The sequence below is a fragment of the Streptomyces sp. YIM S03343 genome, assembly GCF_054729195.1.
The window spans coordinates 1,073,518-1,087,863 of sequence record NZ_JBPUKX010000001.1 but is presented as its reverse complement, the minus strand read 5'-3'; the positions used below and the strand labels follow the sequence as shown (position 1 = coordinate 1,087,863).

The 14,346-nt window shown below is 69.5% G+C and carries 8 protein-coding genes and 2 pseudogenes; 7 read left to right on the top strand and 3 right to left on the bottom strand.

Annotated elements, in window-relative coordinates:
• The first annotated feature begins 76 nt into the window (after positions 1-76).
• From hppD to ACSYGN_RS04765, 6 genes and pseudogenes are all read left to right on the top strand, one after another.
• Entirely contained in the window at positions 77-1,228 is a 1,152-nt protein-coding gene (gene hppD, locus ACSYGN_RS04790) for a 4-hydroxyphenylpyruvate dioxygenase (RefSeq protein WP_460392139.1), read from the top strand.
• 53 nt (positions 1,229-1,281) lie between these two features.
• On the top strand, positions 1,282-2,409 hold the full coding sequence (locus tag ACSYGN_RS04785; protein WP_460403233.1) for an alpha-hydroxy acid oxidase: 1,128 nt from the start codon (positions 1,282-1,284) through the stop codon (positions 2,407-2,409).
• Positions 2,403-3,710, top strand: coding sequence for an aminotransferase-like domain-containing protein (locus ACSYGN_RS04780; RefSeq protein WP_460392137.1), 1,308 nt, complete (start codon positions 2,403-2,405; stop codon positions 3,708-3,710). Before ACSYGN_RS04785 ends, ACSYGN_RS04780 begins: the two co-directional genes overlap by 7 nt.
• On the top strand, positions 3,710-7,372 hold the full coding sequence (locus ACSYGN_RS04775; protein ID WP_460392135.1) for an ABC transporter ATP-binding protein: 3,663 nt from the start codon (positions 3,710-3,712) through the stop codon (positions 7,370-7,372). The genes ACSYGN_RS04780 and ACSYGN_RS04775 overlap by 1 nt, the downstream gene beginning before the upstream one ends.
• Positions 7,373-7,443: 71 nt before the next feature.
• The gene (locus ACSYGN_RS04770; RefSeq protein ID WP_460392133.1) at positions 7,444-8,271 is read left to right on the top strand and encodes a phytanoyl-CoA dioxygenase family protein; all 828 of its coding nucleotides are present in this window, start codon (positions 7,444-7,446) and stop codon (positions 8,269-8,271) included.
• A 533-nt stretch (positions 8,272-8,804) separates the two neighbouring features.
• Positions 8,805-8,957 (top strand): annotated as a pseudogene (locus ACSYGN_RS04765) (DUF6233 domain-containing protein); the annotation flags it as partial.
• Positions 8,958-9,021: 64 nt separating this feature from the next.
• Here ACSYGN_RS04765 and ACSYGN_RS04760 read toward each other — a convergent pair.
• Together ACSYGN_RS04760 and ACSYGN_RS04755 are read right to left on the bottom strand one after the other, a co-directional pair.
• Entirely contained in the window at positions 9,022-10,446 is a 1,425-nt protein-coding gene (locus ACSYGN_RS04760; protein WP_460392131.1) for a hypothetical protein, read from the bottom strand.
• A gap of 76 nt (positions 10,447-10,522) precedes the next feature.
• Positions 10,523-10,957, bottom strand: coding sequence for a hypothetical protein (locus ACSYGN_RS04755; protein WP_460392129.1), 435 nt, complete (start codon positions 10,955-10,957; stop codon positions 10,523-10,525).
• Here ACSYGN_RS04755 and ACSYGN_RS04750 point away from each other — a divergent pair.
• Entirely contained in the window at positions 10,956-13,403 is a 2,448-nt protein-coding gene (locus ACSYGN_RS04750) for a hypothetical protein (RefSeq protein ID WP_460392127.1), read from the top strand. The two genes, ACSYGN_RS04755 and ACSYGN_RS04750, sit on opposite strands and share 2 nt — an antisense overlap.
• On the opposite strand, the pseudogene ACSYGN_RS04745 reads toward ACSYGN_RS04750, so the two are convergent.
• Positions 13,334-14,325: pseudogene (locus ACSYGN_RS04745) on the bottom strand (IS5 family transposase). The gene ACSYGN_RS04750 and the pseudogene ACSYGN_RS04745 sit on opposite strands and share 70 nt — an antisense overlap.
• Positions 14,326-14,346: the final 21 nt, after the last annotated feature.

Below are 14,346 nucleotides of genomic sequence, written 5' to 3'. Positions count from 1 at the left end.
GGCCGCACCCCGGCGCGACGAGCGCCCGGCCCTTGATGGATGACGTGGCACGTGCCTGTGGAGTTGCCACGGGCACGTGCCTGAGCAAGAGGAAGAAGAGAGCGAACTGATGCAGTACAGCCCCGTAGGGGAAGGCGTCCGGCTCGACCACGTCGAGTTCTTCGTGGCGGATGCGGCGGCCCACGCCGCGGCGATGGTGGACGAGTTCGGCTTCCGCGTCTGCGGATCAGCCGGTCTCGGGGAGGACGGCGTCGCCCGCTCCGTGGCGGTGGGCCAGGGCGACGCGGTCATCGTGTTCACCCAGGGCCTGGCGGAGGAGCACCCGGCCACCGCGTACGTCACCCGGCACGGCGACGGGGTCGGCGGCATAACGCTGCGGGTCGACGACGTACGGGCGGTCTTCGCCCACGCCGTGGCCAACGGGGCGACCGCCGTCGAGGAGCCGGTTGATCTCGAGGACGATGTGGTGGCGACCACCGCCGTGATTGGCGGATTCGGCGACGTCGTGCACCGGCTGGTCCAGCCCGCGCCGGGAGCGTACGCTCGCGGCGTCCTGCTCCCCGGGTTCGCGGCTGCCTCCGACGCCGATGCCTCGGCCGCGTCCGAGCGTGGCATCGTCCGCGGCATCGACCACTTCGCGGTGTGCCTGAAGGCCGACGGCCTCGTCCCGGCCGCCGAGTTCTACCGTCGCGCGCTCGGCTTCCGGGAGATATTCCAGGATCGCATCCTCGTCGGCAGCCAGGCGATGATCTCGAAGGTCGTGCAGAACGCCGCGCGCGACGTCACCTTCACCCTCATCGAGCCCGACCTGTCCGCCGATCCCGGCCAGATCGACGCGTTCCTCAAGGACCACGGCGGGGCGGGCGTCCAACACATCGCTCTGGCCACCCGGAACATCGTCGGCACCGTCGGAGACCTGGCGGGCCGAGGTACCGGCTTCCTCACCACGCCCGGCACCTACTACGACATGTTGGGCGACCGGCTCTCCCCGGAGGCCTACACGGTGGAGCAGCTGAAGGGGCTGGGGATCCTGGCCGACGAGGACCACGGCGGACAGCTCTTCCAGATCTTCGCCAAGTCGACGCACCCACGCCGGACGTTCTTCTGGGAGATCATCGAGCGGCTCGGCGCAAAGACGTTCGGGACGCGGAACATCAAGGCCCTGTACGAAGCCGTCGCCCGCGACCAGGAACAGGCCCACCCGGCTTCGGAAGGCGGCCTCGAGTGAGCACCCTCAACACGGCACCGCGCACTGAACCTGCCCCCGGCGCGAGCCGTGTGATGGGCAGCGCCCACTGGCTGACCTCCGCCGACGCGCAGCGGGCCGCCGCCCTCGCCCTGCCGCAGGACGTCCGGGACTTCTTGGAGGGCGGCAGCGGCGCCGAGGCGACGCTCGCCGCCAACCGGGCCGCGTTCGATGACTTCTTCCTCGTGCCGCGCGTCCTGGCGGACGTGTCCGGCACCGACACGGCGACCGCCGTCCTCGGTGCCACCGCGGCCATGCCGGTGGGCATCGCGCCCATGGCGTACCAGCGGCTATTCCACCCCGGCGGCGAGCTTGCCGCCGCGCGCGCCGCCGAGGCGGCCGGGATCCCTTACGTGGCGGGGGTGCTGAGCACGTACACGCTCGAGGAGATCACCGCGGTCTGCTCGCAGACCTGGCTCCAGCTGTACTGGCTGCGCGACCGGGTCCTGCTGACGGACCTGATCGACCGCGCCGAGGCTGCTGGCTGCCAGGCGCTCGTCCTGACGGTGGACGTCCCCCGGATGGGGAGGCGGCTGCGGGACATGCGCAACGCCTTCGCTCTGCCGCAGGACGTCGTGGCGGCCAACTTCCCCGTCACCGAGACCCCTTCCGCACGCCGTGGCGCGGCCGGCATGTCATCGGTGATGGTGCACACCAGCGAAGCATTCGACCCGACCCTGACCTGGAACGACGTTGCTTGGCTGCGCGGGCAGACCGATCTGCCGCTGGTCCTCAAGGGCGTGCTGCACCCCGAGGACGCGGCGCGCGCCGCCGAATTGGGTGTCGACGCCGTCGTGGTGTCCAACCACGGGGGCCGTCAGCTGGACGGAGCGGTGGCCGGTCCGAACGTGCTGCCCGCTGTGCGCGACGCCGTCGGGGGCGGTGTGGAGGTGCTCCTCGACGGCGGCGTGCGGAGCGGTACGGACGTGCTCAAGGCGCTCGCGCTGGGGGCGTCGGCGGTGCTGGTTGGCCGCCCGGTCCTGTGGGGTCTTGCGGCCGACGGGCAGCGAGGCGTGGAGCGCCTCCTGTCGTTGCTGCACACCGAGCTGGAGGACGCGCTGGCCCTGTCGGGCTGCGCGGACGTGACGCGGGCGCGGGGCCTGGACCTGGTGCCCCGGGGCGCCTCGCTCTCCTCCTCGGTGCGAAGGGGGCAGCGGTGGTGACGGCGGACCTGTTCGCGGCGGAGCTGCACTCCTCGCTGACCGACGCATCGCTGTCGTCGATGAATTTCCTCAACGAGGTGGCCCAGCGGTTTCCCGAGGCGATCTCCTTCGCCGCCGGCCGCCCGCACGAGGCGAACTTCGACGTGGCACTGATCCACGAGTACCTCGACACATATTGTCGCCACCTGGCGGAGAGGGAGGGCCACACCGAGGAGCAGGTGCGGCGTGCCCTGTTCCAGTACGGACGCACCAAGGGCATCATCCACGACCTCGTCGCCAAGAACCTGGAGGTCGACGAGGGCATCGTCGTCGACCCCGAGGCGATCGTGGTGACCGTGGGCTGCCAGGAAGCCATGGTCCTGACCCTGCGGGCGTTGCGCCGCGACGAACGGGACGTCCTGCTGGCGGTGTCCCCGACGTACGTGGGGATCACCGGGGTGGCGCGGCTGGTGAACATGCCCGTGCTGCCAGTGCGCTCCGGGGACGGTGGCGTCGACCTGAACGACGTGGTCGCCGTGGTGCAGCGGGCTCGCTCCGAGGGGCTGCGTCCTCGCGCGTTCTACGTCGTCCCCGACTTCTCCAACCCGGCGGGTGAGACCCTGTCAATCGAGCAGCGCCGTGAACTCCTCGACCTCGCGGATGAGTTCGGGCTATTGCTGCTGGAGGACAATCCGTACGGATTGTTCCGGGCGAGGGGCGAGCGGCTGCCGACGCTGAAGTCGCTGGACCGCGCCCGCCGCGTGGTCTACCTCGGCTCATTCGCCAAGACCGGGCTGCCCGGCGCCCGCGTGGGGTACGTGGTGGCGGACCAGCTCGTCGACGGCGGAATGGGCGGTGCGCTCACGCTGTTCGCGGATGAACTCTCCAAGATCAAGAGCATGGTTACGGTCAACACGCCCCCCGTCGCGCAGGCGGTGATCGGCGGCAAGCTGATCGCCCACGACTACAGCCTGCTGCGGGCCAACGAGCGCGAGATCGCCACCTACGCCCGCAACCTGCGCCAGGTCCTCGACGGGCTCGAGCGCCGCTTCCCCCGCCCGTTCGACGGAGAAGCGCCTGAGGTCACCTGGAACACCCCGGCCGGAGGCTTCTTCGCCGTGGTGACCGTGTCCTTCGACGTCACCGACGAGCTCCTGGCGCTGTCGGCGGAGAAGTACGGGGTGATCTGGACCCCCATGCACCACTTCTACGACGGCGCGGGAGGCGAGCGCCAACTGCGCCTGTCCTGCAGTTTGCTGGAGCCGGACACCCTCGACGAGGGGCTCGACAGGGTCGCCGCGTTCATCACGGACCTGGTGTGATGCGCCAGGCGAGAGAGCGGCACCGCGCAGAACGAGCCCCTGCGGAACGAGGACTGCGCCGCCTGCTGTCCTACAGCCTCCGCCACCGCCGTACCGTTGCGTGCGCGCTCGTCGCCACGCTGCTGGCCACTGGCGCAGCGCTGATGGTGCCGCTGATCCAGCGCATGGTCGTCGACCGGGTCGTCTTCACGGACGAACTGGGCCTGCTGCCCTGCGTGGCCGCCTTGGGCGCCACCGGCATCGTGCGGTTCGGCGCCGGCGCCGCGCGGCGCTACCTCGCGGCCCGGCTCTCGTACGACGTGCAGTACGGCTTGCGCAACGACATCTTCCGCACCTTGTCGCGGCTCGACGGCGTGCGCCAGGACGAGTTGAGGGCCGGACAGGTCGTCAGCAGGGCGATCTCCGACCTCACCATGGTCCAAGGTCTGCTGATGCTCCTGCCCCATGTGCTCGCCGGCGTGCTGATGTTCGTCCTGGCGCTGGGGGTCATGCTGGTGCTGTCACCCGCCCTGACCCTCGTCATGCTGCTGGTGCTGCCGCTCCTGCTGCTCACCGCGCTGCACAGCGACCGGCGCATGTACGGGGCGGCCCGCGAGGCGCAGCAGCGCGAGGCGCTGGTCGCCGGGGTCGTCGACGACTCCATCGCGGGCGTCCGCGTCGTGAAGGGTTTCGCGCAAGAGGCGCGGGAAATACGGCGGCTGGAGACGGCCGCGCGTCGACTGTTCACGGCCCGCTCCCGCGTCGTAGGGCTCAACGGCTTGTACGGTGCGACCCTGCAGGCCCTGCCGCTGCTCGGGCAGGTCGGCATCCTGGCCCTCGGGGGTTGGATGGCGGCCCGGGGGAACATCTCGGTCGGCACGTTCGTGGCGTTCTCCACGTACCTCGCCGAGATGGTTGTGCCCATGCGCGGCCTCGCCGCCCTGGTGACCGGGGTCCACCAAGCCCGCGCCAGTGTCACGCGGGTCTTCGAGCTCATCGACACCCGCCCGCTGGTCACCGAGGCCCCCGAGGCGGTAACCCAGTCCCCGTCGGCCCCGCCGACCGTCGAACTGGACGACGTGACCTTCGGTTACGGCTCCGGGGTTCCGGTCCTGAAGGGGCTCACGCTGACGGTCGCGGCGGGGGAGACCCTCGCCCTGGTAGGTGCCCCGGGCTCGGGCAAGTCGACCGTGACGACGCTGCTGCCGCGCTTCTACGACGTACGGCAGGGAGCCGTCCGCGTCGGCGGCACCGACGTGCGTGAGCTGACGCTCGACTCGCTGCGCTCCGCCTTCGGCCTGGTGCCCGAGGACAGCTTCCTGTTCTCCGGCACTATTCGGGGCAACATCGCCTATGGCCTGCCCGACGCCACCGACGAGCAGGTGCGCGCAGCGGCCCGGACGGCGGGCGCCGACCGGTTCGTGGAGGAACTGCCCGAGGGCTACGAGACCCCCGTCGGAGAACGGGGGCTGACCCTGTCCGGCGGGCAGCGGCAGCGCCTCGCGCTCGCCCGCGCCCTGCTCACCGAGCCACGGATCCTGCTGCTCGACGACGCCACGTCGCACGTGGACCCGCGCACCGAGGCGGAGATCCACCGCACTCTGCGGCGCATCACCCGCGACCGCACCACCGTGCTCGTCGCCCGCCGCCGCTCCACCCTCGAACTGGCTGACCGCATCGCCGTACTCGACGAGGGGCGACTCGTGGACACGGGCACGCACAGCGACCTCATGGCCCGATGCGCCCGCTACCGGACGCTGCTCGCGCGGCAGGAAGAGACGGCGCCCGAACTCGCGCCGTCAGCGGCAGAGTCCGAACCACACGTGGTACAGGCCAGGCCGGTGACCGTGACGGCGCCTTCCGGCGAGGTGCCGTCACGGCCCGCGCCACGCGCGCTGGCCCGGCTCACCGGGGCAGCTGTCGCCCCCGCCCTGTGGCCCGAACCGGACTACGGCCCGTCGAGGCTGTTGAGGCCCTTCCGCGTGGCGCTCGCCGTCGGGGCACTGCTGGTGGTGCTCGACGCCCTGGGCGGTGTCTTCGTCCCGCTGTTCATCCGCAGCGGGATCGACGACGGTGTCCGGCAGGCGGCCACGGAGGCAGTTCTGGCGATGGCCCTGGCGGCGGGGGCCGTCGTCGTCGCGGGCTGGGGCGTGAGCCTCGCGCAGATCCGCCTCAACGGCGCCACCGGCGAACGCATCCGGTATCTCCTTCGGCTGCGGACCTTCGCCCATCTGCACCGGCTCGACCTCCAGTACTACGAACGCGAGCTGTCCGGGCGGATCATGACCCGGCTGACCGCCGACGTGGAGGCCGTGGCGTCGTTCGCACAGACCGGGTTCGCCACGGCTGCCGTGAACGTCCTGTCGACGCTCACCGTGCTGGCGGTGCTGTGCTCCCTGGACTGGCCGCTGGCGCTGGTGGTGTGCGGGGCCGTCCCGGTCCTGCTGCTGGTGACCGTCCTGTTCCGTCCCGCCTCGGCCAAGGCGTACGACGAGGCGCGTGAGAAGGCCGGCACCGTCAATGCCCTGCTTCGCGAGAGCACTGAAGGGCTGCGCGTGACCCAGGCCTTCGGCCGTTCGGGCGCCGACGCCGAAAGCTTCGCCCACCATGCGGACGTGTACCGCCGGGCGCGTCTGAAGACGCAGCGGCTGATGGCGCTCTACTTCGGGTTCGTGGAGTTCTTGCCCGAAGCGGTCGCCTCTTGCGTCCTGGTGGTCGGTGCCAGCCGCGTCGCGGCCGGCACCCTCACCGTCGGCACCCTCGTCGTTCTGCTGCTGTACGTGTCGGCATTCTTTGCCTCCGTACTGCAGTTGACGCAGGTCCTCGACGGATACCAGCAGGCCTCGACCGGCTTCCACCGCATCCAGGAGCTGTTCCACGACCCGGCGGGGACACCGCAGGCCGAGGAGCCTCTGCCGGTGCAACGGCTCGCCGGACACATCGAGTTCGAGGACGTCCGCTTCCGCTATCGGGGAGCGCACCGCGACGCCCTGGCGGGGATCGACCTCACCGTCCCGGCGGGGCAGACCCTCGCGCTGGTCGGTGAGACGGGCGCGGGCAAGTCGACCCTCGTCAAGCTCGTGGCGCGGTACTACGACGTCACCGCGGGCACCGTGCGCGTGGACGGCCACGACGTACGGGACCTGGATCGCGCCGCCTACCTGGGTCGCCTGGGCATCGTCCCCCAGGAGAGCCACCTGCAGGCGGGGACGGTGGCCGAGGCCATCGCCTACGGACGCCCCGGCGCGAGTGGCACCGAGATCGAGGCCGCGGCCCGGGCGGTGGGAGCGCACGACCTGCTCTCCCGGCTGCCCGGCGGCTACGCGCACCCCGTCGCTGAAGGCGGCCGGAACCTCTCCGCGGGGGAGCGGCAGCTGATAGCTCTGGCCCGGGCCCAACTCGTCGCGCCGGACGTCCTCATCCTGGACGAGGCCACCTCGGCGCTCGATCCGGCCACTGAGGCCGCCGTGTCGGAGGCGATCGGAAAGCTGAGCGCGGGCCGCACCGCGCTGATCGTCGCCCACCGCCCGGACACGGCGGCACGCGCCGACCGCGTCGTGCTCGTCGACGCCGGCTGCTTCGTCGAGTCGGGGACGCACGAGGAGCTGATGGCCGCGGGCGGGCGCTATGCCCGGCTATGGCGGGGCGACGCCCCTGTCGACCTGCCCCCTCGAACCCTCTGACGGCCGCGTCCGGCCGTTACGCACTACGAGATCAACGAACACGAGTTCAACGAACAGAGGAGAACCCTTCCATGACTGTGTCCACTGTCGCGGGGACGGCCTTATCCGAACTGAAGTCTGCCTATGACAAGGACGGTTACTGCCCCTTGCCCCACCGGTTCGGCGAGGCCTCGGTCGAACTGCTGCGCCAGAGGGTGGCGGCGATCAGTGCCCAGTCCAGGCCGGAGGTGGTCCACGAGAAGGGCAGCGACATCGTTCGGGCCATCCACGGCTGCCACGAGTTCGACGAGGTGTGCGCGGCTCTCGTGCGCCACCCGGTGCTCGTGGAACTGGCTGAGACGCTGATCGGCGGGCCGGTCTACGTGTACCAGTTCAAGGTCAACCTGAAGCAGGCCCGCGAGGGCGCGGCCTGGCCATGGCACCAGGACTTCGCGTTCTGGAGCGAGGAGGACGGCATGCCGCGCCCCGACGCCATCAACTTCGCGATCCCGCTGGACGATGTGCACGAGGACAACGGTCCGCTGCTCGTCATACCCGGCTCGCACGACTTCGGGCTGTTCGACCTGCCCGACCAGACGGCGCAGACCTCCGACTGGCGGCAGCACGTTTCGAACGACCTGGCCTACACGGTGAGCGCGGAACGCGCCGAGCGGATGGTAGAGGAACGTGGCAGGACCCTCATCCTGGGCGGCGCTGGCTCCCTGCACGCGTTCCACCCGAGCATCGTGCACTCGTCGTCGAACAACAGCTCCGAAGACCGGCGCGCGCTGCTGTTGATCACCTACAACGCGGTCGACAACGCACCGCCCAACCCGACACGCCCGGCCTTCCTGGTCGGCCGGGACACGACACCGGTGGCGGCTCGCCATGACGAGCGTCTCGTGCTGGAGTCCGCATGACGCGACCGCCGCTCAAACGATGGCTGAGCAGACTGAACCGCCTCGCGCGGGCCCAGGCGGCCCCCGCGTGCTGCCCAGTCTGCATCGCAGTCCACGCCCGTGGACTCCGCCCACCCGGACACGGGAACGGGCGGTAGCCGCCCGATGGCCCCGGGTTCTCGGCGTCCTCGGCCTCTTGTCGGCCGGGGACGCCGGGCTCCCCATTACCTTCTTGGTGGCCCCGCAACGGGGTGCCTGGCCTCCGGAGTTGGCATGACTTTCTCCCCCTGTCGAACGCATGGCCCGGGGGGTGGTGTCACCGGCTCCGGAGGCATCGACAGACCGCTGATTAGGGGCATGACCACCGGCTTCTTCGCAGGTCGGGAGGCTCTTCGTAATGTGGATGTGGCGATCGGTGCCATGGGACGGCCAGGCGGGAACGACTGAAGGACGCACGTGATCGACACCAGCGACATCGGCGCCTTCCTCGGCCTGGACGTCGGCAAGGGCGAACACCACGCCACCGCCGTGACAACAGCGAGCCCAAGCTCCGCGAGGTTGGCGGCTGCCGCATGGCGGGCAGGCGGTGCCGCAGCCTGCCCTGGGACGTCGCGCTGCGGGCGCTGGCGGAGGTGGATGCGTGTCCGCACTGCCGGCCCGATGATCTCCTGCTGGTTGACCTGCCGGGTCTTCATCGGATCGGGTAGCCGAGCAACCTTATGGGGACTCGCTCCACCACCTTCGGACAACACGTTCGAAGATCGCGAATACTCACGGCTGCTGCGAGGTTGGCGGGGAGTAGGAGTTCACCTTCGGCCTGTTCTTCGCGCTGCGACTGCGGGTACGTACAGCCCGTTCGCGGGGCGTCTCGTCGCTCGTTTCGAATCCCAGCATGACGCTGTATCCCTCGCGGGCACGCTGCAGCCCGAAGTCCCTCAGCTGCTCGACGCTGGTCCCCACGGTTCCGACTCGGCCGAGCTTCACGAGCTCCGCGAACTCCGACCCGACGAGGTAGCCGGCCGCTCTTTCATAGCTGAAAACGCGTCCACCCCTGGGTCCGAGCGTGCAGTCGTCTTCCAGGAGCACGCGGGCGTAGGAGAGGGGTATGTACATCCCCTGGGCCAATTCGGTGCTGGAAGTCGCCCCGTTCCGCCAGTGTGCGAACTTCAGGAAGCATGCGTCCGGGGAGAGGCGCCACTCGTGAGAGCGGGCGGGTTTTGAACTGAGCTGTGAAACCTGTTCCAAGCGGTCCATCTGGTCCAAGAGCTGCTTTTTCACCCGGTATTCCTTGTGCCGGGATTCCAAGCGCTTGTACTGGACAAGGACGAAGCTGTGTGTGGGGTGGTGGTAGTAGATCATGTCCGTGCCCAGTCGGCTCTCGACCGGTGTGGCATTGACGTTGACGACCTCGAGACGGCGGCCTGTGGAGTCTTCCAGCACGTGGATGTCGCATCGCACGTCACCGCGTTGTCGCCAGTCGTCGAAAAGGGGCGCTTCGCCGCCCAGCCCGGCCCGTACGTCGTGGTCGATCAGGCTGTTCTCCACCGGGTCCGGAATAAGTCCCGCCAGGTATGGCTCGTCCCGGGACGATGGGCGTCCCCAGGCCGACAGTGCGGAGTGGGGGAAATCGGTCACGCGAGTGAGGGTCTGAGCCGCGTCCTTCTGCTCCTGCCACGCACGGTCTGCCGCGTCCTCGACGTTGAAGACGAGTGGGTTGAGATGGGCAAGCAACCAGTCGATGTACCGGGCCAACTCGGGGTGACGTCTCAGGAGTGCTTCTCGCAGGGCCTGCCAGGTCGTCATGCCGAAGTGGCCCGCGCTTCCGGAGAGAGCCCGCTCCACGTGAGCCCGGTGTGCCGAGGGCAGGGACGCGAGGATTCCGTCGGGACCGTCTAGGGGCACCGGCTTTGGACATCTACGCATGGGCTCGATGGTGATGCTTCTGTCGACCGGGCCCACGGTGTTGATGCGCTGGACCGAGCCCATCCAAGTGATGAAGCGGCCGTGATCGGTGAGCTCGTTGCGGCCGTTGTTCGCGGAACGCGCCCGGCTGTCGCAGACCAGGAACGCTAACCGGGTGCCGGTGTCTGACGTGTCGAGCCCTGTGGGTAGTCCTTTTGTGAAGCGCTCCGAGATGAGCCAGTCGTCTTCGTTGTCGGTTACCTGGTCCGGGGTGAGGGTCACTATGTACGTCACGAGAGGACCCTACCGGCGCCGCTGGCACCGTACGCGGCCCCGCCTCAGCGGACGACGTCGACCTGGAGAGGCAAGGTTACTGTAGGCGTTTGGGCTGCCTGGCCTCATCGCGGATGTTCTCGACCGCCGTTTCCGGCCCTTCCTCATCCTTCGACGATCTACGATCGGTAACCGGGGGGTCACACAGCAAGGAGGGCGGGGGATGACCGCTGAGCCGGGCGGGTCGACGGCGGCCGAGGTGGAGCAGGCGATCCGGGCGGCCGAGGAACTCATTGACCGCGAAGGGCTGGCCGGCGGGGCGGAGGTGGCGGAACCGGTCGGGTCCGAAGCGACGTGTGCGGCCGTCGAGCGGCTCGGGCGTCTGTTCGTGGAGCTGCCCGGACAGATGCGGTACGGGCTGCGTCGGCAGCGGGACAACGGCGGAGACCTGTCGACCGACCCGCTGCAGGGGCTGTCCGAGATCGTGCAGAACGCCAACGACCTCGGGGCGAACCATGATGGCGTTGGCCATGCCGTCGCTGACAAGCAAGGACGACGACCCCGACGCCACCGGCCGGTTCGGCATCGGGCTCATGACCCTCCGGCGTCTGTCCCCGGTCCTGGAGATCTTCTGCGGCTTCTACCGCGTCCGGATCGGGGACCCCGACGTGTCCCTGGCCGACCCTTTCCCAATCCCCTCCTGGTTCGCCGACGACGGTTGGACGGCCCTGCGTATCGCCGACGTGCAGGGGCAGGATGTCGACGACTGGCTTGCCGCATGGGGTGACGAGGCGCTGCTCTTCCTTGACCACGTGCGCACGGTCGAGCACCAACGGGAGGGCGGCGACGTACAAACCCGGCTCGCCTTGGAATGGGGCGAACCCGACGCCTACGAGGCCGTCATCGGCGGCCGGGACACCGTGATCGACGTGCGCACGGCCCGGTCACTCGGCGGCATGACCTGGGAGGTCAACCATGCCACCGTGCCGAGCCCGCCGGACGTGCCGAGGATTCGGAAGGCTGCAGGTGAATCAACTGGCCTTGCCGTCGCGATCCCGCTGCACGAGGGCGCGGGCGACGAGGTTATCGGACAGGTGCATGTCGGACTGCCCGTGACCGAGTTGGGACTTCCGCTCCGGATCGGCGCCCAGTTCGATCCAAACCCGAGCCGTCAGCACCTCAACGACACCCTGTGGAACCAGGCGTTGCTTCCCCTGCTGGCCGACCTCTGGGCCGTCGTCATGGTGCGACAGCTTCGGCTGAACCCGACCGCAGCCTGGCGGTGCCTGCCCTTGCCGAACAGCGTCCGGTCGCCCAAGGGACCTGTACGCGACCTGGAGCAGCGGTTCCTGACCATTGCGCGCGCGAGGGTGTCGTACGAACTGTGCCTGCGGACGCCGTTCCACGGTGACCTCGGACTCGTCGACCTCGCCGTTGGTGACGAGGCGCTTCTGCCAGCGCTCTCGGAGGCAGAGATCGCGCAGGTGGCCGGGCGCACGGCCGTATTGCCTCCGGCGGCGCGGGATGCGGAGGGGCGATGGCAGGAGGTGCTCGAGGACTGGGCCGAACATGACGGTGCCGCGCCCGGGACCGTCACCGTCCCGATGGCTGTGGACGCGCTCCTCGGAGATGCGTCCCGGAGCCCGGAGGCGACGGTCGCACTCGCTTCCGTTGCCATCGCCGAGGGCGAGACCCAGAGGCTTCGATGGCACAAGTGGCTGGTGGATGTCTCCGGAGCAAGACACCGGGTGCCCTGGTTCGGAGCCGCGGAGTTCTTCACCGACAAGGCGCAGGGGCTTTCGAAGGTGCTCGGGCTCAGCCACGTGCTGCACCCGGCCTTCGTCGCCGAGACCGGGGAAGCGGCCCGAGTGCATGCGTGGCTGAGCGAACAACAGGTCTTCGTCTCGGGCGCGGATCCGGTGCCCGTCATCCGTCAGCTCGCTGCCCGCGGCGCCCGAAAGGACATCGCGCCTCTAATCCTGGATGACGACCAACTGGTGGCGCTGCGCGAGGGGTTTCTGCGCGTTCCCGCGAAGGAGCGCCAGCAGCTGGGCAAGGACGTGGGCCGCGCCGTCCTGCTGCACGGCCGCCGGTTCGGGCCCGGCGGCCGTAGGGAGGACGTGCAGGTTAGACCAGCGGATGCCTACCTGCCGGCCGGGTTGGACAGTGTGGACCGGGAGGACAGCTTCGAGACGGCCGCAGGTACCGCCACCGGCCTGACGTGGTTGCGGCCCCGCTATGCCCAGGTCCTGCCCGGGGCGGGTACGGGCCTGGGCGCCCGGGCCTTCTTTCACCTGCTCGGTGCCGAAAAGGGACCGCGACTGCGGCCGCACCCCGGAGTCGAGCTCCGGTTTACTGCATCGTCCCCCAGCGAGGGCCTGCCGGCCCGGGTCCCAGGTGGCCCTGCGGAGAGGTCGCAGGACCTCCAGAACAAATCGGCCACCTACACCCTGGAGGACTGCGACAGCCCTGACCTGATGGCCGTCGTTCAGGACATCGCCGCCGAGAGAGACGGGCCGGTACGACGCCGACGGGCCGCCGCGCTACTGCGGGTGCTCGGACGCAACTGGAGTGTCTTGTCCGAGCATCACAAGGTCCGCGCCGTCTGGGACTACCACACATGGAACCCGCGGGGGGAGACAGACGGCTTCTGGCTGTGGCACTTGAAGACCACGGCGTGGCTGGACAACCAGGACGGCACACCGACCGCTCCCCGCAACCTGCGCGAGCGCACGACCAGTACCGTCGCCGTCTACGGCGCGGACAGTGCCGGATTCCTGCACCCCGACCTCCAGCAGGCGGTCGGCAGACGAGGAGAGGCGCTGGTCGCTCTCGGCGTCACCGGCGAGCCGGGTGTCGCCGACCTCCTGGAGGCGCTGCGCCGACTAGGGCGCGTATTGAGTCGTGATCACTGGGTAGTCCGAGTGAGGTCTTTGACCCAGATCATCGAGGCGCGCAGTTGGAGGCTGGCGAGGTAGCTGCCGGGGGTCTTGTCGTATCGGGTGGCGATGCCTCGCCATGCCTTGAGCCTGTTGATCAGGCGTTCGACGGTGTTCCGGTCCTTGTAGAGGTCGGCGTCATGGCTGACGGGCCGACCGCCTCTGGAGCCCTTCTTCTTCCGGTTGGCGGCCTGGTCCTTCTTCTCCGGGATGACCGCTTTGATACGGCGTTTGCGCAGGTGGGCGCGGTTGCCGCGGGACGAATACGCCTTGTCTCCGGCGACCGCGTCCGGCCGGGTGCGGGGACGGCCGACGGGCCCGCGCACCCGCACCTTGTTCAGTACGGGGATGAACTGCGGGCTGTCCGCGGCCTGGCCCGCGGTCAGGATGAACGCCAGTGGGCGGCACTTGCGGTCGGCAGCGAGGTGGACCTTGCTGGTCTGCCCGCCTCTGGAGCGTCCGAGGAGGGCGGCCTTCAGCCGGAGTTTGTGCCGTCGTCGGATGCGTCTTCGTTCTTCCCGCGCGGGATCTTGACCGCTTTGTTCTTCGAGGCCGCCCCCTTTGACCTGGCCTTCTCTTCCTCTGCGGCGGCCTTCTCCAGGGCGGTTACGGTGTCCTCGTCGAGGTGCATCCCGGCTGCGTCGTGGTGGGCCCGGGCGGTGGTGGAGTCGATGCTGACCAGGGACAGGTCCACCTCACCACGCTTGGCGGCCTCCGCGATCAGACCCTCCAACAGGGCCTCGAAGACCCCGGCGTCACGCCACTGCCGGAAGCGGTTGTGGACGGTCGACCAGGCGCCGAACTCCGTCGGCATCTCCCGCCACTGCCCGCCCGTCTTGAACCGCCAGATCACGCCCTCGAACTGCTGCCGCAGCCGCTCGGGGTACGGGCCGTACTCGCCGATCGGCAGGTACGGCTCGATGAATTCCCAGTCCGCGTCGGTCAGTTGCACTCGTGTCACGTCAGACGGTCTATCGGACCG